This is a genomic window from Serratia sp. JKS000199 (assembly GCF_900215455.1).
In the GTDB taxonomy this organism is placed as follows: domain Bacteria; phylum Pseudomonadota; class Gammaproteobacteria; order Enterobacterales; family Enterobacteriaceae; genus Serratia; species Serratia ureilytica.
The window spans coordinates 4,061,197-4,080,148 of record NZ_LT907843.1 but is presented as its reverse complement, the minus strand read 5'-3'; the positions used below and the strand labels follow the sequence as shown (position 1 = coordinate 4,080,148).

Genomic DNA, 18,952 nt, shown 5'->3' with positions numbered 1-18,952 from the left:
AGCATGAAAGGACAATAACCAATGACAGCGCTGTACTGGCAAACAATAGGTGAAGGTGAACGCGATCTTGTGCTGCTGCACGGCTGGGGATTGAACGCCGAAGTGTGGAGTTGCATTCAAGCGCGGCTGACGCCGCATTTTCGCCTGCACCTGGTCGATCTGCCGGGGTACGGCCGCAGCCAGGGGTTCGGCGTCCTGTCGCTGGCGCAGATGACGGAAATCGTGCTGGCGGCCGCCCCGCCGCAGGCCTGGTGGCTCGGCTGGTCGCTCGGCGGGCTGGTGGCCAGCCAGGCGGCGCTGATGCAGCCGCAGCGGGTCAGCGGGCTTATCACCGTGGCCTCCTCGCCGTGCTTTGCCGCCCGCGATGAGTGGCCGGGGATCCGTCCGGACGTGCTGAGCGGTTTCCAGCACCAGCTAAGCCTGGATTTCCAGCGCACCGTCGAGCGTTTTCTGGCGCTGCAGACGCTGGGCACCGAGAGCGCGCGTCAGGATGCGCGCCAGCTGAAAGCGGTGGTGCTCAACCAACCGACGCCGAGCGTCGAAGTGTTGAACGGCGGGTTGGAGATCCTGCGCACCGCCGATCTGCGCGCGCCGCTGGCGGAGTTGAATCTGCCGCTGCTGCGGATCTACGGCTATCTGGACGGGCTGGTGCCGCGCAAGGTCGCCGAGCTGCTCGACGCCGCCTGGCCGAACTCCACGTCGCAGATCGTGGCTAAAGCCGCCCATGCGCCGTTTATCTCTCATCCCGATGAATTTGTGACGATGATCGAAGCGTTTATTGCAGCACATTGAATGCAGCGTGAAAACGCACGATAGAGCGCGAAAAAAAACGCTGCCGGGTGGATAAAAGACAAAGCTGTTCAATACTTAGTGAGTCAATGCGTTGGCTGCAAAATGAAAAGACCGCGTGCGGCGATTTTCATTTTGGCGTTTCGTCTCTGGGAAACAGGCCCCGTCAGGGAAAGCAACGAGGCCTGAGGATGTCGCGGCAGCCTGCAGTACTACGCATGGATCCTGGACGGCTTTCATAACAGATAAATTATCCATTGAGAGGTTAGTGTCATGAAATCATTGAAGATGATTATTGCAGCGGCAGTGCTGGGTTCGGTGTCTTTCGGCTCCATGGCGGCAACCCTGCTGACCAAGGAAGATCTGGATAAGAATCCGGGTAAATACGAGAAGATCGGCACCGTGACCACCACGGCGGAAACCACGTCGCCGATGGATGCCAAGGAAGAGCTGTCCAAACTGGCGGACGAAAAGGGCGGTCAATACTACGTGATCCTGGCGGGCCGCGAACACGGTAAATTCAGCGCCATCGCCGAAGTTTACAAAGACAAGCAATAAGCCTTGAACGGCAAAGGGGCGCCCGCAGCGGCGCCCCTGAACGTCAGGCCTTCAGTCGGTAGAACACCGTGCTGCACCCCTGGCCCTGCGGGCAGCTTTTGCAGCCGCCGCTCAGACAGGCGCCGTCATCCTGTTCGATGCGTTCCACTTTCCCCATCGCCGTCAAACGGTCCAGCATCGCCTGCACCAGCGGCAGCGGCGTCGCCAGCGATTGGCTGAGCTGCTGCGCCTGGGCGCTGCCGCGCAGCGCCAACGCATCGCGCACCTGCAGCAGCCCGGCCATCAGTGGCAGCTCCCTTTGGCGCCCTGACAGCAGGCCGCCGGCGTGGCGTTGCCCAGGCGAACCGTGACGCGGCTGCGCGCCCGGCGCAGGCCAAACAGCACCAGCAGGTTTACCAGCACCACCGCCAGGATCGCCGTCAGGCTGTACTGCGGATGTTGGTTGAAGGTGGCCGCCTGATAGAACAGCGTCGCCAGCGAGTAGGCGACGTTCAGCCCCCACAGGATTGAGAAGGTCATCCAGCCGCGGCTTGATTCACGGGCGATAGCGCCCATCACCGAGACGCAAGGCACGTACAGCAACACGAAGATCAGGTAGCTGTAGGCGGAAATGCCGGAGCCGAATTTGCTGCTCATCACGCCCATCGATCCGACGCCCATCTCGCCGTCGCCCTTGCTGGCTTCGATCGGGTTGGAGAGCACGCTCAGGCTGAAGGTGTTTTTCAGCCCATCCCAGGTTTCCTGCAGCGCGCCGCCCAGCTCGTCGAGCAGGTTGAAGTTGGCGGCGTCGAACGCCTCTTTATTGATGTGCTCGGCGGTGTACAGCGTGTTCAGCGTGCCGACCACCACTTCTTTCGCCATCGCGCCGGTCACCAGGCCGACGGTGGCCTGCCAGTTATCGCTGTGGACGCCCATAGGCTGCAGCAGCGGCGTCAGCACCTTGGAGACCGAAGCCAGCGCGGAGTCGTTGATGTTGTCGACCGTTTTGCCGCTGAACGAGAAGCTGTTCAGGCCGCCGATGAACATGCTGGCGACCACGATCACCTTGCCGGCGCGCAACACGAAGCCTTTCAGCCGCTGCCAGGTTTGCAGCAGCAGGCTTTTCAGGTGCGGCACGTGGTAAACCGGCAGCTCCATCACGAACGGCGAGGCTTCGCCGCGCATGAGGGTGTATTTCAGCACCAGGCCGGTCAGGATCGCCACCGCGATGCCGAGCATATACAGCGAGAACACCACCCCAGCGCCGTCCTGGCCGAAGAAGGCGGCGGCGAACACCGCGAAGATCGCCAGACGGGCGCCGCAGGACATGAACGGCGCCATCATGATGGTGATCAGGCGCTCGCGCTGGGCGTCCAGCGTACGGGCGCCCATGATGGACGGCACGTTACAGCCGAAGCCGACGATCAGCGGCACGAAGGATTTGCCCGGCAGCCCGAGCGCCTGCATCAGGCGGTCCATCACGAACGCCGCGCGCGCCATGTAGCCGGAGTCTTCCAGGAACGACAGGAACAGGTACATCATGCCGATCTGCGGCACCAGCGGCAGCACGGTGTTGATGCCGCCGCCGACGCCCTGCGCCAGGAAGACGGTCAGCCAGTCGGGGAAGTGCAGGGTGTAACCGAGCCACTGAATGCCCTGAATGAAGATCGCCGCCGAGCCGATATCGAAGATCGGCTGCAGCGCGCCGCCGATATTGATCGCCAGCAGGAACATCAGGTACATCACCAGCAGGAAGATCGGTACGCCCAGCCAGCGGTTGAGGATCACTTTATCCAGCATGTCGGTCAGGCGGTTGGGCATCGCCTGCTGCGAGTTGCTGACCGCGTCGCACAGGGCGGCGATGGACTGGTAGCGTGCGTCGGCGATCACCAGCGCCGGGTCCTCCTGCTGCTGCTGTTGCAGCGCCTGAATGGCCGCTGGCAGCCGCGCCACGGCGGGGCCGGCCAGACGGTGGCTGTAGATGTCGCCCTCCAGCATCTGCAACGCCAGCCAGCGGCGCTGCGCCGCCGGCAGCGTTTGCGGCATGGCGTCGCTCAGCGTGGCGACCTCTTTCAGCAGCAGCGGCGGGTAGTTCACCAGCGCCTGCTGTTCGTTGATGCGATGATTGTCGATCATTTGTTTCAGCACGCCGATGCCATCGGCGCGGGTGGAGACCATCGGCACTACCGGGCAACCGAGGCGCGCCGACAGAGCGGCGACGTCGATATCGATATGCTGGCTTTTGGCGATGTCGAGCATGTTGAGCGCCACGATGCAGGGAATGCCCAGCTCCAGCAGCTGCAGCGTCAGGTAGAGGTTGCGTTCCAGGTTGGAGGCATCCACCACGTTGATCAGCAGATCGGCGTCGCCGCTCAAAATGTAGTGGCAGGCGATCTGCTCATCGAGCGACGTCTGCTCCGAAATGGTGGTCAGGGAGTAGGTGCCGGGCAAATCGACCAGCCGCACGTCGGACTGCGGGGTGGTGAAATGGCCTTCCTTGCGTTCGACCGTCACGCCCGCCCAGTTGCCGACCCGCTGGCGCGCGCCGGTCAGTTGGTTGAACAGCGTGGTTTTGCCGGAGTTCGGGTTGCCGATTAAGCCGATGGTGAGTTTTTTCATAGTTCTGCGTGTCGTCTTCAAGGAGAACAGCGCCGGCGCAAAGGCGCACCGGCAAACGGAGGGCGCGCCGGCTCAGGGCTGGCCGTCGAGCTGCAGCAGCGCCAAATCCTTCCTGCGCAGCACCAGGCTGACGCGGCGGGTTTTAATTTCTATCGGATCGCCCAGCGGCGCGACGCGCACCACGTCGAACGAAGAGCCGGGCAGCATGCCGAGCGATAACAATTTTTGGCGGTAGGCCGGCGCAATCTCGCTGGAAAAGCCGACAATCTTATATGTGCGTTTAGGTTGAAGCTGCATGTCATTAACCTTCCGGGTGCCGATGAGCATCGGGCTGATGATAATTGGACGTTGCCGGCGAAAATGCCACGCCGTCGGCGGTATTCATCCATAAGGTCATGCAATAAAGTGAGCGAAAATAATAGTAATTATCATTATCGCATTCAATGCAAAAAGTAAGGGTATTGTAACCAATTATTTTGGCGGCGGCCGCTTTTTGGCTGGCCCCCTTGATAATCCCCGTTTTACCACCGCTTATACGCGGCGACAAATGAGAATGGCGAGTTAAATCAGTTATGTATTTGTAGCCAGGGTTTCTCGTTTGCAAATGGCGATGGCGTTTTTTCCTTTTTTATTTCTGGTGAAAGGCAATTCAATAACATTATTCCGCCGTAATGCGAGCGGTAACCATTTGTGTTTCTCTCACAATTCGCGAGATGAAAAATGCGTGTTAACGGAGTTGTTAATAAACGGCTGCAGAAGGGATTTTTGCTGCCTGAATAATGGGAGGACGGTCACACAAGAACGGGAAATAAAAAGATGATGGTTTATTGAGGCGGGTCAAAAATGCCGCAAGTTTTCTTCATTGGAAAGGGCGGAGCAGGCTCCGCCCTGTTGGTCTGACTTAGCGTTTCTTGCCGAAAGCCGCCGCCAGCGCGTCGCCCATGGCGCTGTTGCCGGCCGGCGCCGCATTGCGCGGTTTGGCCTTGTTGGCGGGCGCCGAACGGTTGGCGTTGTCGCGCGCCTGTGCCGGCGCGTTGCCGCCGCGGCGCGGCGAGCCTTCGCCCGGTTGCTCATCCAGACGCATGCTCAGCGCGATGCGTTTGCGTTGCAGATCGACTTCCATCACCTTCACTTTGACGATGTCGCCGGCCTTCACCACGGTGTGCGGATCTTCGACGAACTTGTCCGCCAGCGAGGAGATATGCACCAGGCCGTCCTGATGCACGCCGATATCCACGAAGGCGCCGAAGTTGGTGACGTTAGTGACCGACCCTTCCAGGATCATGCCCGGCTGCAGATCGTTGAGGGTTTCCACGCCTTCGGCAAAGGTGGCGGTTTTGAACTCCGGACGCGGGTCGCGGCCCGGCTTCTCCAGCTCTTTCAGGATGTCGGTGACCGTCGGCACGCCGAACTTGTCGTCGGTGAAATCGACCGCTTTCAGGCTGCGTACCGCCGAGGCGTTGCCCATCAGATCCTGCAGCGCCTGCTCGGTGGCGGCCAGAATGCGCTGCACCACCGGGTAGGCTTCCGGGTGGACGGTAGAGGCATCCAGCGGGTTGTCGCCGTGGTTGATGCGCAGGAAGCCGGCGCACTGTTCGAACGCTTTCGGCCCCAGACGGCTGACTTTCAGCAACTGTTCACGGTTGCTGAAGCGGCCGTTCTCGTCGCGCCAGTTGACGATATTCTGCGCCATCATGCGCGTCAGGCCGGCCACGCGGGTCAGCAACGGCACCGAAGCGGTGTTCAGATCGACGCCGACGGCGTTCACGCAGTCTTCCACCACCGAGTCCAGCTTTTTCGCCAGCTGGCTCTGGCTGACGTCGTGCTGATACTGGCCGACGCCGATGGATTTCGGGTCGATCTTCACCAGCTCCGCCAGCGGATCCTGCAGACGACGGGCGATGGACACCGCGCCGCGCAGCGACACGTCGAGATCCGGGAACTCCTGCGCCGCCAGTTCGGACGCGGAGTACACCGACGCGCCCGCTTCGCTGACGATCACTTTTTGCGCCCGGACGTCGCTGAACTGCTTTTGCAGGTCGAGATAGAAACGCTCGGTTTCACGTGAAGCGGTGCCGTTGCCGATCGCCACCAGCTCCACGTTGTGTTTGATGCACAGCGCCGCGACGATGGCGGCGGCTTTGGCCGCTTGCCCGGTGTGCGGATAGACGGTGTCGGTGGCCACCAGTTTGCCGGTCGCGTCGACCACGGCGACTTTCACCCCGGTGCGCAGGCCCGGATCGAGGCCCATGGTGGCTCGCATGCCGGCCGGCGCGGCCATCAACAGATCATGCATGTTGCGGGCGAAGACGTTGATCGCTTCATCCTCCGCGCGTTCGCGCACCGTGCCCATCAGTTCGGTTTCCAGGTGCAGCAGCACCTTGATGCGCCAGGTCCAGTTGACCACCGCCTTGCGCCAGGCGTCGGCCGGAGCGTTGTTCAGGCGCAGATTGAGGTGATTGATGATGATCAGCTCCGCCTGGCTTTCGCGCGGCGCTTCCTCAAACTGCGGATCGGCGTTCAGCGCCAGCTGCAGCACACCTTCGTTGCGGCCGCGGAACATCGCCAGCGCGCGGTGCGAAGGCACCTGGGAAATCGGTTCGTGGTGATCGAAGTAGTCGCGGAACTTGGCGCCTTCGTCTTCCTTGCCCTCGACCACTTTGGAGACCAGATGGGCGTTTTTCCACAGGTAGTCGCGCACCTTGGCCAGCAGCGCGGCGTCTTCGGCGAAGCGCTCCATCAGGATATAGCGCGCGCCGTCGAGGGCGGCTTTCACGTCCGCCACGCCCTTCTCGGCGTCGACGTAGCGTTCAGCCAGCTGTTCCGGCTGCTGTTGCGGATCCTGCCACAGCGTGTCCGCCAGCGGTTCCAGACCGGCTTCGATGGCGATCTGGCCACGGGTGCGGCGCTTGGGTTTGTACGGCAGGTAGAGGTCTTCGAGTTCGGTCTTGCTCAGCGTGGCGTTGATCGCCCCCGCCAGTTGTTCGGTCAGTTTGCCCTGTTCATCGATCGACTTCAGGATGGTCTGACGACGATCTTCCAGTTCACGCAGATAACCCAGGCGGGTTTCCAGCTGGCGCAGTTGGGTGTCGTCCAGGCCCCCGGTGACTTCCTTACGATAGCGTGCAATAAAGGGCACGGTATTACCTTCATCCAGCAGACGGATGGCGGAGTCGACTTGCTCCGGCCGGGCCTGCAGTTCTGTTGCAATAATGCGGCTCAGTGGGTCATTCATAGGTCTGGTATCTGTATTGAGAACGGTGAATAAACAGGGGACAGTTATACGGATTGATCGCGGAAAATGCCAGTGGAGCGGGCCGCCGCCGCGCGGCCGCGGCGTGGAGAACAGCTCAGGCGGCGGCGTTGGCGGCGGTTCGGAAAAAGCTGAAAGCTTACTTCGGGTAGTTTATCTCGTTAACGTACCACTGCGCCTCGCCCAGCGGGGTATTGACGGTGGCGACGTCCCCGACCTCTTTTTTCAGCAGGGCGCGCGCCATCGGCGCATCGATGGAAATGTAATCCTTGCGGCCGAAAATCTCATCGTAGCCGACGATGCGAAAACGTTTGATCTCGCCGTCGTCATTCTCCACCTCCACCCAGGCCCCGAAGAACACTTTGCCTTCCTGCTGCGGGGAGTAATCGACGATCTTCAACTGCTCCAGGCATTTGGTCAGATAGCGGACGCGGCGATCGATCTCGCGTAGCCGCTTCTTGTTGTATTGGTAATCGGCGTTTTCGCTTCTGTCGCCCAGGCTGGCGGCCCAGGTCACTTTCTTGGTCACCTCGGGGCGTTCTTCGCGCCAGAGGTAATCCAGCTCTTGTTTGAGCTTGTCATACCCTTCACGGGTTATCAGTTGAGTTCTCATCGTGATTTATCTTTATGGGGCCACCGCCACAGTGTACGTGAATGCGGAGGGCTTTAAAAATGGCGCGCGGGCCTGCGCCTTGTCGCACGGTTTTTATTCAGTTTGCGCAGCTTTTAACAATCGGGAGTATGCTTAGCGATAGCGGAAAAAGAATGTGACGAAAGGAGGATATCTGGCGAGAGAGACAAGGAATTTTGGCGCACAACCCAACACATTGAAGGTATTACCGCATGGAATTTAAAGATTACTACGCCACGATGGGCGTTGAGCCCAACGCCGATCTGAAAACCATCAAAACGGCCTACCGCCGGCTGGCGCGTAAATATCACCCTGACGTGAGCACCGAAGACGACGCTGAGAGCAAGTTCAAGGAACTGGCCGAAGCCTATGAGGTACTGAAGGACGACGAGCGCCGCGCCGAGTACGATCAGATCCGGCTGCATCGCAACGATCCCAACTTTGGCCGCCAGGCGCGCGGCGATCACGGCGGCTATCAGCAGAGCGCCTCATGGCACGGTGGCGGCGCCGACGCGCAAGACTTCTCCGACTTCTTCGAGAGCATGTTCGGCGGGCGGGCGGCGGGCGGGCACCGTTCCGCTTCGCACTCGCATGGCGGGCATGGCTTCCGCGGCCAGGATCTGGAGATGGAGGTGCCGCTGTTCCTTGAGGAAACGCTGCATGGTCAAAGCCGCGAGATTTCCTACAAGCTTCCGGTGTACGACGAACTGGGGCGGCAGGTAAGCGAAGCCAGCAAGACGCTGAACGTGAAAATTCCGGCCGGCGTGGGCGACGGCGAGCGCATTCGCCTCAAGGGGCAGGGCGTTGCCGGCGTGGGCGGCGGCCAGAACGGCGACCTGTATCTGGTTATCCGCCTCGCGCCGCACCCGCTGTTTGAGATAGACGGCCACAACCTGAGCATCGTGGCGCCGCTCGCTCCGTGGGAAGCGGCGCTCGGCGCCAGCATTGAGGTGCCGACGCTGACCGGCAAAATCGCGCTGACCGTGCCGGCCGGCAGCCAGAGCGGCAAACGGCTGCGGGTCAAAGGCAAAGGGCTGGCGGGCAAGAAAGAGCCCGGTGACCTGTACGTTATTCTCAAGGTGGTGATGCCGCCGAAGCCGAACGAGAAGGCCAGCGCCCTGTGGCGGGAACTGGCTGAACAGGCGGCGTTCAACCCGCGCGCGGAATGGGAGTAAAGCAGATGATGAAAAAAGAGATCACTTTCACCGTGGTGGAATTGTGTCAGAGGGTGGAGATTTCCGAGGACGAGCTGGTCGAGATCGTCGGCCTGGGCGTTATCGTGCCGCTGGAGCCGGCGCAGCCGCGCTGGGAGTTTGATTATCCGGCGCTGAGCCATCTGCAGCGCGCACGCAGGCTGCGGGCGGAGCTGGATCTGGACTGGCCGGGGATCGCCATGGCGCTGACGCTGCTCGACCGGGTTGATGCGCTACAGCAAGAGAACCGGCAGCTGCGCAGGCAGCTGGCGCGTTTCCTGCAAACTTCCTGACCCGAGAGCTGAACGCCACCGGGCGCTTCCCGGTGGCGAAATTGCACAAAATTGGGCCGTCGCCCCACATTGCGCCGATAAAGGGCGAAATTTTGACGAACCCCCGTCGACATTCACTGAAAATTGTTGATAAATGGGGAAAAGAATAAGCTTTGTAACAATTTCGTCTAGAATACATACCATTAAACGCTGTCTCAAATGGCAAGGTTTTCTAACAATATTCGAGTCAGGCAATAAAGCCTTTGGGAGTAATACCATGCAAGAGAATCATAAGATCCTGGTTGTCGATGATGACATGCGCCTGCGCGCGCTTTTAGAACGTTATTTAACCGAGCAGGGCTTCCAGGTTCGCAGCGTTGCCAACGCTGAGCAAATGGATCGCTTGCTGACTCGTGAATCCTTCCATTTGATGGTGCTCGATCTGATGTTGCCGGGCGAAGACGGCCTGTCCATCTGCCGCCGCCTGCGCAGCCAGAGCAACCCGATGCCGATCATTATGGTCACCGCGAAAGGCGAAGAGGTCGATCGCATCGTGGGCCTGGAAATCGGCGCCGACGACTACATTCCTAAACCGTTCAACCCGCGTGAGCTGTTGGCTCGTATCCGCGCGGTGCTGCGCCGTCAGGCGAACGAACTGCCGGGCGCGCCTTCGCAGGAAGAAGCGGTGATCGCTTTCGGCAAATTCAAACTGAACCTCGGCACCCGCGAGATGTTCCGCGAAGACGAGCCGATGCCGTTGACCAGCGGCGAGTTCGCGGTACTGAAGGCGCTGGTCAGCCACCCGCGTGAACCGCTGTCGCGCGATAAGCTGATGAACCTGGCGCGTGGCCGCGAATACAGCGCCATGGAACGCTCCATCGACGTGCAGATCTCTCGTCTGCGCCGTATGGTTGAAGAAGATCCGGCGCATCCGCGTTATATCCAGACCGTGTGGGGTCTCGGCTACGTCTTCGTCCCGGACGGCAGTAAGGCATGAGGCGATTGCGCTTTTCACCGCGTAGCTCGTTTGCCCGAACCCTGTTGTTGATCGTCACCTTGCTGTTCGTCAGCCTGGTGACGACCTATCTGGTGGTGCTGAACTTCGCCATCCTGCCCAGCCTGCAGCAGTTCAACAAGGTATTGGCCTACGAAGTGCGTATGCTGATGACCGATCGGCTGCAGCTGGAGGATGGCACGCTGCTGGAGGTGCCGCCGGCGTTCCGCCGTGAGATCTACCGCGAGCTGGGCATCTCTCTCTACACCAACTCGGCGGCGGAGGAGAGCGGCCTGCGCTGGGCGCAGCACTACCAGTTCCTCAGCCAGCAGATGGCGCAGCAGCTCGGCGGGCCGACCGATGTGCGGGTGGAGGTGAACAAGAACTCCCCGGTGGTGTGGCTGAAAACCTGGCTGCAGCCCGATATCTGGGTGCGCGTGCCGCTGACGGAAATCCACCAGGGCGATTTCTCGCCGCTGTTCCGCTATACGCTGGCGATTATGCTGCTCGCGATCGGCGGCGCCTGGCTGTTTATTCGTATTCAAAACCGCCCGCTGGTGGAGCTGGAACATGCGGCGCTGCAGGTGGGCAAGGGCATTATTCCGCCGCCGCTGCGCGAGTATGGCGCTTCCGAAGTGCGGTCGGTGACTCGCGCATTCAATCAGATGGCGTCGGGCGTCAAACAGCTGGCGGATGACCGCACTTTGCTGATGGCCGGAGTCAGCCACGACCTGCGCACACCGTTGACGCGCATCCGCCTGGCGACGGAGATGATGAGCGCCGAAGACGGCTATCTGGCCGAGTCGATCAATAAAGACATCGAAGAGTGCAACGCCATCATCGAGCAGTTCATCGATTATCTGCGCACCGGGCAGGAAATGCCGACCGAAAGCAGCGATCTGAACGCCATTTTAGGCGAAGTGGTCGCGGCCGAGAGCGGCTATGAGCGGGTGATTGAAACCGCGCTGTCGCCGGGCGAGCTGATGATGAACGTGCATCCGCTGTCGATTAAACGGGCGGCGGTGAATATGGTGGTGAACGCGGCGCGTTACGGCAACGGCTGGATCAAGGTCAGCAGCGGCCGTGAGCTGCAGCGCGGCTGGTTCCAGGTGGAAGATGACGGCCCGGGCATCAAGCCGGACGAGTTGAAGCACCTGCTGCAGCCGTTCGTACGCGGTGACAGCGCGCGCAGCACCAGCGGCACCGGCCTGGGGCTGGCGATCGTGCAGCGTATTATCGACGCGCATGACGGCGAACTGGATATCGGCACCAGCGAGCGCGGCGGGCTATTGATCCGCGCTTATATTCCGTTGCCGATGGAGAAAAAAGAGTCGACCAACGGCCATCAAACGGCCAGGGAAACCGCCTGACTTCTGATGTGGGCCGCGCCGCTGCGGCCCCGTCAGGACTTTCTGCTCATTACGTAGTATTCCGCCGCATCCTCATGCAACCGGCGGCCGGTCGGCGCCTGCCACGGATCGATTAATTCGATGCCGCAGTGGAGGAAGTCTTTGGTATTGCGGGTGGCCAGGGCGACGCCGTAATGCAGGCAGGTGGCGGCGATTTGGGTATCGGGCACGCTCATCGCTTTACCCAACAGCTGATTCCTTGCCGTCAATTCCGCGTATTGCATCGCGCACAGCCCATCAAACGGCAATATCTGCCCCTCGAACTTCAATTCAATGGCGTCCGCCAATTTCAGCTTGAGATCCCGCTGGCGTTTGCCGTCAGGCATGCAGGCCACGCCGCTGAACAGTTCGGCGAGGACAATGGCGCTGAGATAGAGCTCGTCATTGTCCTTTTCATTTAACCAGTTAATGACGTTGTAGTACGGGCTGGGACGCAGCGTTTCTGAAATGACGTTGGTGTCGATAATGATCATGCGTTGTCATCTTCATCATCAAAGGTGACGATGCGTGGCGGCACGGCGTCACGCGGTGGGATCTCCAGCTCAACGCCGCCGAATTCGGCGAAGTGCTGATGCATCCAGGTACCCAATCCATAGCGCGGCGGCTTTTTCACCAGCGCCTGTTTCAGGATCATGCGCGCTTCCTCTTCCATGGAATGGCCGTTTTTCGCCGCTGAGATACGCAGCAGCTCTTTGATTTCGTCGTCCAGATTTCTGACGGTGATAGTAGCCATTGAAACCTCCTTTGCTATCAATGATTGCATTGACTTATTCTCTCGTCTCACCGGTTAAAAAGCAATCAATTGAAATAAAAAAAGGCGCGGGATCCGCGCCTTAGCTGAAGAGGTAACGCTACCGAATTACAGCTTCGGGCCGGCGCTGACCAGCGCGGCGCCCGCAGGCGTGTCGGTGTATTTGTCGAAGTTGGTGATGAAGCGCTCGGCCAGATCCTGCGCTTTTTCCTGCCACTGCTCGAGGCTGGCGTAGGTGTTGCGTGGATCGAGGATCTCCGGGTTCACGCCAGGCAGCGCGGTCGGCATCGCCAGATCGAAGATAGGCAGGGTAACGGTTTCCGCCTTGTCGATTTCACCGCTCAGGATGGCGTCGATGATGCCGCGCGTATCTTTGATCGAGATGCGTTTGCCGGTGCCGTTCCAGCCGGTGTTGACCAGGTAAGCCTGGGCGCCGGCGGCCTGCATGCGTTTCACCAGCACTTCGGCGTACTGCGTCGGGTGCAGCGACAGGAATGCGGCGCCGAAGCAGGCGGAGAAGGTTGGCGTCGGCTCGGTCACGCCGCGCTCGGTGCCGGCCAGCTTGGCGGTGAAGCCGGACAGGAAGTGGTACTGAGTCTGATTGGCGGTCAGGCGCGATACCGGCGGCAGCACGCCGAAGGCGTCGGCGGTCAGGAAGATCACCTTGGTGGCGTGACCCGCCTTGGACACCGGCTTGACGATGTTCTGGATATGGTAGATCGGGTAAGAAACGCGGGTATTCTCGGTTTTCGAACCGTCGTTGAAGTCGATGCTGCCGTCGGCCAACACGGTGACGTTTTCCAGCAGCGCATCGCGTTTGATGGCGTGGTAGATGTCCGGCTCGGCTTCTTCAGACAGCTTGATGGTCTTGGCGTAGCAACCGCCTTCGAAGTTGAACACGCCGTCGTCGTCCCAGCCGTGCTCGTCATCGCCGATCAGCTGACGCTTAGGATCGGTGGAGAGGGTGGTCTTGCCGGTGCCGGACAGGCCGAAGAACACCGCCACGTCGCCTTTCTCGCCCACGTTGGCCGAGCAGTGCATCGAGGCGATGCCTTTCAGCGGCAGCAGGTAGTTCATCATCGAGAACATGCCTTTCTTCATTTCGCCGCCATACCAGGTGCCGCCGATCAGCTGCATGCGCTCGGTCAGGTTGAAGGCGACGAAGTTCTCCGAGTTCAGGCCTTGCTGCTGCCAGTTCGGGTTGGTGCATTTGGCGCCGTTCATCACCACGAAGTCCGGCTCGAAGTCTGCCAGCTCTTCGTCGCTCGGGCGGATGAACATGTTTTTCACGAAGTGCGCCTGCCAGGCCACCTCGGTGATGAAACGCACTTTCAGGCGCGAGTCGGCGTTGGCGCCGCAGAAGGTATCCACCACGAACAGGCGCTTGCCGGACAGTTGCTCGGTGACCAGGTGTTTCAGATCGGCCCAGACTTCCGGGCTGAGAGGTTTGTTGTCGTTTTTGCCTTTGCCCTGATCGGCCCACCACACGGTATCGCGGGTGATGTCGTCACGGACGATGTATTTGTCTTTCGGCGAACGGCCGGTGAAGATGCCGGTATCGACGGAGACGGCACCCAGCTTGGTGACTACCCCACGCTCAAAACCTTCCAGAGATGGGTCTGTTTCTTCCTTAAACAGCAGTTCATAGCTCGGGTTGTGAACGATTTCGCTGACGTCGTGAATGCCGTAAGCGGCCAGATCCTGAGGGGTTATACCTTTAACGCGCATGTTACTACTCCTTGGTCACAGAATTTCTGGCGGCAATTGTAGGGATCTAACGGTGCGTAACCGCGATGGGTATCAAATATTTAACGTTTTAGGCGGTATTTCGTTACGATCTGAGAGATAGCACACGGAAAAAAGCAAACGTGCAAACGGCGGGGCTTGGCGGGCGCCGGGCGCGCCCGCCGAGAGGGTGTGACTTAGTGCAACCGATCGCTTTCGCCGGCGTTGCCCGCATACAACGCGGCAACATCAACCGGGTCAAAGACATAGTGGCTGCCGCAGTAGTCGCAGTGCATGTCGATATTGCCGTCCTGCTCCAGCATGTCCGCCACTTCGTCGGTCGGCAGCGTCAGCAGCGCGTCGGCGCAACGCTGGCGTGAACAGGTACAACGGAATTGCACGTCCTGCGGTTCATACAGGGTGACTTCTTCCTGATGATACAGACGGTACAGCACCTCGTTGGCCGGCAGGCCGAACAGCTCTTCGCTTTTGACCGTGTTGGTCAGTTGCACCAGGTGAGCGAAATCATCGAGGTTGCCGTCTTGCGCCGGCAGCACCTGCAGCAGCATGCCGGCCGCCGCGGCATTGCCTTCCGCTTCGCCGGTGCGGATGAACAGGCGGGTCGGCAACTGTTCAGACTGGCGGAAGTAAGCTTCCAGGCATTCGGCCAGCGTTTCCCCTTCCAGACCGACCACGCCCTGATAGCGTTCGCCTTCCGTCGGGGAAATGGTGATGACCATGACGCCGTTGCCGATCATCTGATGCAGGGTGCTGTCGTCAGCGATAGGCGCCTGGGTGCGCGCAACGCCGCGCATCTCCTGGCGGTTGTTGCCGTTGATCACCGCCAGCTTCAGCGGGCCGTCGCCTTGCAGCTGAACGGTGATGTCGCCGTCGAACTTCAGGGTTGCGGTCAGCAGACTGGTAGCGACCAGCAGCTCGCCCAGCAGTTTTTGCACCGGCGCCGGGTAGTCGTGGTTGTTCAGGATCTGCTGATAGGTTTCGCTGACGGTAACCAGCTCGCCGCGCACCGCGTAGTTTTCAAACAGGTAACGGTGCAATTGGTCATGGTTGGACATAATCTTCTCTCATTGCGGTGAGGGGTTATTCCTGCTCACCAAATTTAAATTTCATCAGGTCGCGCCGCTCCTTTTTGTCCGGACGTCGGTCCGGATGCGGCATGGTCAACGCGTTCATCTTGCGCGCCAGCGCCATTTTTTCGCGGTTGGCGATGCTGGCTTCGGTTTCCTGATACATTTGCTGCGCCTCGTTGGCGCCGCGGCGTTGGCTGGTCAGCGCCAGCACGATCACCGTACGTTCTTCGTTGCCCTGCCGCAGTTTGAGCTCGGCGTTGAGCTCGACAATCTTGCTCGGCTTGCCGCGCTGGCCGTTGTAATGCACCTTGCCGCCGTCGATCATTTCGCGCGCCAGCGCGCGGGTCTTGTAGAAGCGTGCGGCCCACAGCCACTTATCCAGTCGGACCGCGTCGTCGCGCGTCGCTTTTTCCTTCATGCTTCCCCCTTGGCCAGCGCCGGTATCAGCAGGCGGTAGTCGCGCATCGACGGATGGCGCTGGAAGCTTTTCTCCGCCGTGCTGGAGTCCGGGTTTTGCACGCCCAGGCAGTAACGAATGCCGAAAGTGCGCGCCGCGTCGAGGATCGGCTCGCCGTCGTCGACAAACAGCGTGCGCTGCGGGTTGAATCCGGTGTGCTGTTGCACTGCCTGCCACAGACGCTGATCTTCTTTCGGATAACCAAATGTGTGGGTGGAAAACAATAAATCAAGGTGCCGATCGAGGCCGGTATGCTCGATTTTCACCGCCAGGCTGTGCGGATGGGCGTTGGTCAGCAAAATGGTTTGCAGGCCGGCGTCGCGCAGCGCCCGTAAAAAAGGCTCGGTGTCTTCGCGCAGCCGGGCGCGGCTGCCCACTTCGCTGGTCATACGGTAAATGTCCAGATCCAGCCGCTCGCTCCAGTAATCGAAGCAATACCAGTTCATGGTGTGCTGCACCGCCTGATATTCCCGCTCGATGATGTGGCGGGCTTCGTCGAACGGAATGGCGCGCCTTTCGCTCAGCGCCTGCGGCACCAGGCTGAGCCAAAAGTGGCTGTCGAACTCCAGATCCAGCAATGTGCCGTCCATGTCCAGCAGCACGGTATCGATCTGCGGCCAATCAAACTCGGGAACCATAAAAACTCCACGGGCGGACCGACGGGCAGTCCGCAGATGAGAATAATAGCGTTAGCGTAGCATAAGCGGATGACAGGGCCGAAGCCCCGGCGTCAGGTTCAGGCCATCGGCCGCATCGACATCGGATTGAGCTGCGGGTTGAAGCAGCTGTCGTAGTAACGCTGGATATCGGCGACGCGGTGCTGATTGATGCGCCGACGCTGCACCAGCCGCCAGGCGTTATAACCCAGGCTGACCACTACGGCCAGCAACAACAGGCTGGTGCCGAGATAGCGCCACAGGGTGATCATGTCCGGTTCGCTGTGCAACGCCACGTGGCGAGTGCCGTTGGCGTCAACGCTGAGGCTGGTGATCACGCCCTGCGCCTGGAATGGGGTATGCAGCAGCAGGTTGGACTGGCGCTGCAGCTCATTCCACTGGTCGAGCGCGTTGTATTCGCTTTGCGGCGTCTGCGGCTGGGGGTGACTGACCCACTGGCGGCCTTCGTCGCTGCGGATCAGGAAACCACCTGGCGGCGGGCTGTTAAGCGCAGCGGCGGCCAGTCGCGTCTCATTGAAGATGAACGACGAGGTGGCCACTTTGGTCAGGCTTTCCAGCGATTCGGCGCTGACCGGACGAAGCAGGACGTTGACGCCTTGCAGCGCGCCGGATTTGGCGCGTTTCACCAGGCTGCTCCAGTTTTTCGCGTTGCCCAGGTTAACCAGCGCGTTTTTCAGCCGTACGCAGTCGTTTTCCGTCTGGCACAGATCCTGCGTTTTCAGCACGATATCGGAGAAATCGTCCAGCAGGATCATGCCGGATTTCTCGATGGCGCTGGCCAGCTGCGGGTTGACCTTCTGATCGGCGCCGCTCGGATGCAGCTGACCGCTGACCGTCGCCAGCAGGGCTGTCGCTTTGTCTATGACTTCCGATTCCGGCTGCGGCAGCGGGGCGGCGGTGTTCCAATAGATGCCGGAGCAGTCGAACGGCGCAAAATTGACGGCGCCGCCGCCGTTGGCCGGCGGCGGGACATAGCACATGCCGCTGCCGCGCACTTTCAGCGTGTCGCCGATGCGCAGCGGCGTGGCCTCCAGCGCCTGTACGCTGGTCACTTCCACTTTTTGCGCGCCTTGCAGCCAGGCCATGCTGAGGGTCAACGGCAGGTTGAGCGGGATATAGATCAGCAGCAGCAGCAGAACCAGCGCCGAGCTGGCGACCAGCACCGCATTGCGGCCCCACTGCTGCAACGGGAAATTCTTCACTTCGTCATGCAGCGACAGGAAACGCCCCTGCCGCACCACCTGACGGTTGAGATAGACGTCCACATCGGTGGTTTTGCCCAGATCCTGCGTCAGGTACGGTTGCCAGTGCGGCGGATAGATCAGATCGATAATGCCGAGCGAAATATTGCTGATCTGCCCCTGGCCGGATTCGCCGAACAGGCCCCAGCGCTTTGGCGTGCCGCGCAGGCAGTGGATCTCTTTCAACTCGCGCGACGCCGGGCGGCGGAACAGGTTCCACCCTCCCCAGGCGATCATCAGCACCGCCACGAAAATCATCCAGGGGATCACCAGCACCGGGCTGATCAGGCTGAAGAACAGCAGCAGCAGCGCGGCGGAGATGATGACGGCTTCACGGATGCCGTTCGGCCGGTTCAGCGCATGCTCTTCCGGCGTTTCCTTGCGAATGTTCACCAGCTCGACATGCTCGCTCTCTTCCTTGCGGATGGAGGCGTTTTTGGTCGGCGCGGCGGTCACGACCGGCGGCTGCGGCCGGTCGTGGATATGATCTTTCAGCGAGTGCCCGTTGAGCGAAATCACCAGCGGCAGCGTCTGGGTTTTGATCACTTCCACATGGTTGTCGGCGGTGATATAGGGTTCCCAAAACGGGGGGAGGTGCACCTCTTCAGCGTCGAGGTAATAGCGCCATTTATTGGGATCGTCGCTGGCCAGCCCGTAACGGGTGATGGCGTGCGTCACGGGATAAACGTTATCGCTTTGCGGGGTGAGCGCCAGTTTGGCTGCGGGCAGCGTAGCGCCGCCGCCGGGCAACAGTTTGTTGCTCAGCTTGTTTTGTTGATTAAGGTAGAACTCGACCGCCGCGCGTTCTTCGTCGGTCAGCTTGCGGTGGGCGGGTTTGATAAACGGCAGCGTGCGCGCCAGCGCCGTCGGGTGGCGGGCCTTGAACCACAGGTACAGGCCGGCGGCAATCAGGCAGACAAGCACTAAGGCCAATATCAACACTATTGTGCTCATGCAATCCCCATCTCACACCCGTGAATTTCGCCAACCTGATGAAAAGCTGAATATTATACGGAGTAAACCGCCAGGAGGCACCCAGAACTAATGAGGGAACAAACAGATTTTCGCTTTGGATCTCATTCCTTCATGAAGCAAGGTCATTTTATCACTGATTCTTGCCTGCGTGATACTAGCAACCGGCCCCTGCTGTCGATATCGGCATTATCCTATTTTCATGCGCGCTGTTTGCTGAATCAGTGCAGAAAATCGCCCGCGGCTGGCGACGCTTGTTAAAAGAAAGTAAATTACTGTTCATGCGCGTTGCGGCCGAGCTTGCCCTTAACGCACAATGTGATCAAGATCGAATTTGGTCA

18 protein-coding genes are annotated in these 18,952 nt (G+C 60.2%); 6 read left to right on the top strand and 12 right to left on the bottom strand.

Annotation, left to right across the window (positions count from 1 at the left end; all coding sequences use genetic code 11):
• Positions 1-21: 21 nt before the first annotated feature.
• Together bioH and CPH57_RS19420 are read left to right on the top strand one after the other, a co-directional pair.
• The gene (bioH, locus tag CPH57_RS19425; RefSeq protein WP_096242657.1) at positions 22-792 is read left to right on the top strand and encodes a pimeloyl-ACP methyl ester esterase BioH; all 771 of its coding nucleotides are present in this window, start codon (positions 22-24) and stop codon (positions 790-792) included.
• A 270-nt stretch (positions 793-1,062) separates the two neighbouring features.
• Positions 1,063-1,347: a YdgH/BhsA/McbA-like domain containing protein gene (locus CPH57_RS19420; protein WP_004930765.1), complete on the top strand. Its 285-nt coding sequence runs from the start codon at positions 1,063-1,065 to the stop codon at positions 1,345-1,347.
• Between the two features lie 43 nt (positions 1,348-1,390).
• Here the strand turns inward: CPH57_RS19420 and CPH57_RS19415 are convergent, their stop codons facing one another.
• From CPH57_RS19415 to greB, 5 genes are all read right to left on the bottom strand, one after another.
• Positions 1,391-1,630 carry a FeoC-like transcriptional regulator gene (locus tag CPH57_RS19415; RefSeq protein ID WP_004930758.1) on the bottom strand — a complete coding sequence of 80 codons (240 nt, stop codon included), beginning with the start codon at positions 1,628-1,630 and terminating at the stop codon, positions 1,391-1,393.
• Positions 1,630-3,945: a Fe(2+) transporter permease subunit FeoB gene (gene feoB, locus CPH57_RS19410; RefSeq protein WP_033645292.1), complete on the bottom strand. Its 2,316-nt coding sequence runs from the start codon at positions 3,943-3,945 to the stop codon at positions 1,630-1,632. The genes CPH57_RS19415 and feoB overlap by 1 nt, the downstream gene beginning before the upstream one ends.
• 72 nt (positions 3,946-4,017) lie before the next feature.
• Positions 4,018-4,242 carry a ferrous iron transporter A gene (feoA, locus tag CPH57_RS19405; protein ID WP_033645291.1) on the bottom strand — a complete coding sequence of 75 codons (225 nt, stop codon included), beginning with the start codon at positions 4,240-4,242 and terminating at the stop codon, positions 4,018-4,020.
• 604 nt (positions 4,243-4,846) lie between these two features.
• Positions 4,847-7,180: a Tex family protein gene (locus CPH57_RS19400; RefSeq protein ID WP_094142018.1), complete on the bottom strand. Its 2,334-nt coding sequence runs from the start codon at positions 7,178-7,180 to the stop codon at positions 4,847-4,849.
• Positions 7,181-7,337: 157 nt separating this feature from the next.
• Positions 7,338-7,811 carry a transcription elongation factor GreB gene (gene greB / locus CPH57_RS19395; protein ID WP_033645289.1) on the bottom strand — a complete coding sequence of 158 codons (474 nt, stop codon included), beginning with the start codon at positions 7,809-7,811 and terminating at the stop codon, positions 7,338-7,340.
• Positions 7,812-8,041: 230 nt separating this feature from the next.
• On the opposite strand from greB, the gene cbpA reads away from it, so the two are divergent.
• From cbpA to envZ, 4 genes are all read left to right on the top strand, one after another.
• Positions 8,042-9,004 carry a curved DNA-binding protein gene (gene cbpA / locus CPH57_RS19390; protein ID WP_033645288.1) on the top strand — a complete coding sequence of 321 codons (963 nt, stop codon included), beginning with the start codon at positions 8,042-8,044 and terminating at the stop codon, positions 9,002-9,004.
• Between the two features lie 5 nt (positions 9,005-9,009).
• Positions 9,010-9,315 (top strand): chaperone modulator CbpM, encoded by a 306-nt coding sequence (locus CPH57_RS19385; protein WP_004930739.1) that lies wholly within the window; start codon positions 9,010-9,012, stop codon positions 9,313-9,315.
• 256 nt (positions 9,316-9,571) lie between these two features.
• On the top strand, positions 9,572-10,291 hold the full coding sequence (ompR, locus tag CPH57_RS19380; protein ID WP_004709363.1) for a two-component system response regulator OmpR: 720 nt from the start codon (positions 9,572-9,574) through the stop codon (positions 10,289-10,291).
• Positions 10,288-11,658: a two-component system sensor histidine kinase EnvZ gene (envZ, locus tag CPH57_RS19375; RefSeq protein WP_033645286.1), complete on the top strand. Its 1,371-nt coding sequence runs from the start codon at positions 10,288-10,290 to the stop codon at positions 11,656-11,658. The genes ompR and envZ overlap by 4 nt, the downstream gene beginning before the upstream one ends.
• Before the next feature lie 32 nt (positions 11,659-11,690).
• On the opposite strand, the gene CPH57_RS19370 is transcribed toward envZ, so the two are convergent.
• From CPH57_RS19370 to CPH57_RS19340, 7 genes are all read right to left on the bottom strand, one after another.
• Positions 11,691-12,170 (bottom strand): type II toxin-antitoxin system VapC family toxin, encoded by a 480-nt coding sequence (locus tag CPH57_RS19370; RefSeq protein ID WP_096242656.1) that lies wholly within the window; start codon positions 12,168-12,170, stop codon positions 11,691-11,693.
• Positions 12,167-12,430: a plasmid stability protein gene (locus tag CPH57_RS19365; RefSeq protein WP_004930730.1), complete on the bottom strand. Its 264-nt coding sequence runs from the start codon at positions 12,428-12,430 to the stop codon at positions 12,167-12,169. Before CPH57_RS19365 ends, CPH57_RS19370 begins: the two co-directional genes overlap by 4 nt.
• A 126-nt stretch (positions 12,431-12,556) precedes the next feature.
• A complete protein-coding gene (gene pckA, locus CPH57_RS19360) occupies positions 12,557-14,176 on the bottom strand; it encodes a phosphoenolpyruvate carboxykinase (ATP) (protein ID WP_015379308.1) in 1,620 nt (539 codons plus the stop codon).
• 194 nt (positions 14,177-14,370) lie between these two features.
• Positions 14,371-15,249, bottom strand: a complete 879-nt coding sequence (gene hslO / locus CPH57_RS19355) for an Hsp33 family molecular chaperone HslO (RefSeq protein WP_096242655.1) — start codon at positions 15,247-15,249, stop codon at positions 14,371-14,373.
• 25 nt (positions 15,250-15,274) lie between these two features.
• The gene (gene hslR, locus CPH57_RS19350; protein WP_033645283.1) at positions 15,275-15,682 is read right to left on the bottom strand and encodes a ribosome-associated heat shock protein Hsp15; all 408 of its coding nucleotides are present in this window, start codon (positions 15,680-15,682) and stop codon (positions 15,275-15,277) included.
• Positions 15,679-16,359 carry a GMP/IMP nucleotidase gene (gene yrfG, locus CPH57_RS19345; RefSeq protein ID WP_025304546.1) on the bottom strand — a complete coding sequence of 227 codons (681 nt, stop codon included), beginning with the start codon at positions 16,357-16,359 and terminating at the stop codon, positions 15,679-15,681. Before yrfG ends, hslR begins: the two co-directional genes overlap by 4 nt.
• 98 nt (positions 16,360-16,457) lie before the next feature.
• A complete protein-coding gene (locus CPH57_RS19340; protein ID WP_033651741.1) occupies positions 16,458-18,593 on the bottom strand; it encodes an intracellular growth attenuator family protein in 2,136 nt (711 codons plus the stop codon).
• Positions 18,594-18,952 lie beyond the last annotated feature (359 nt).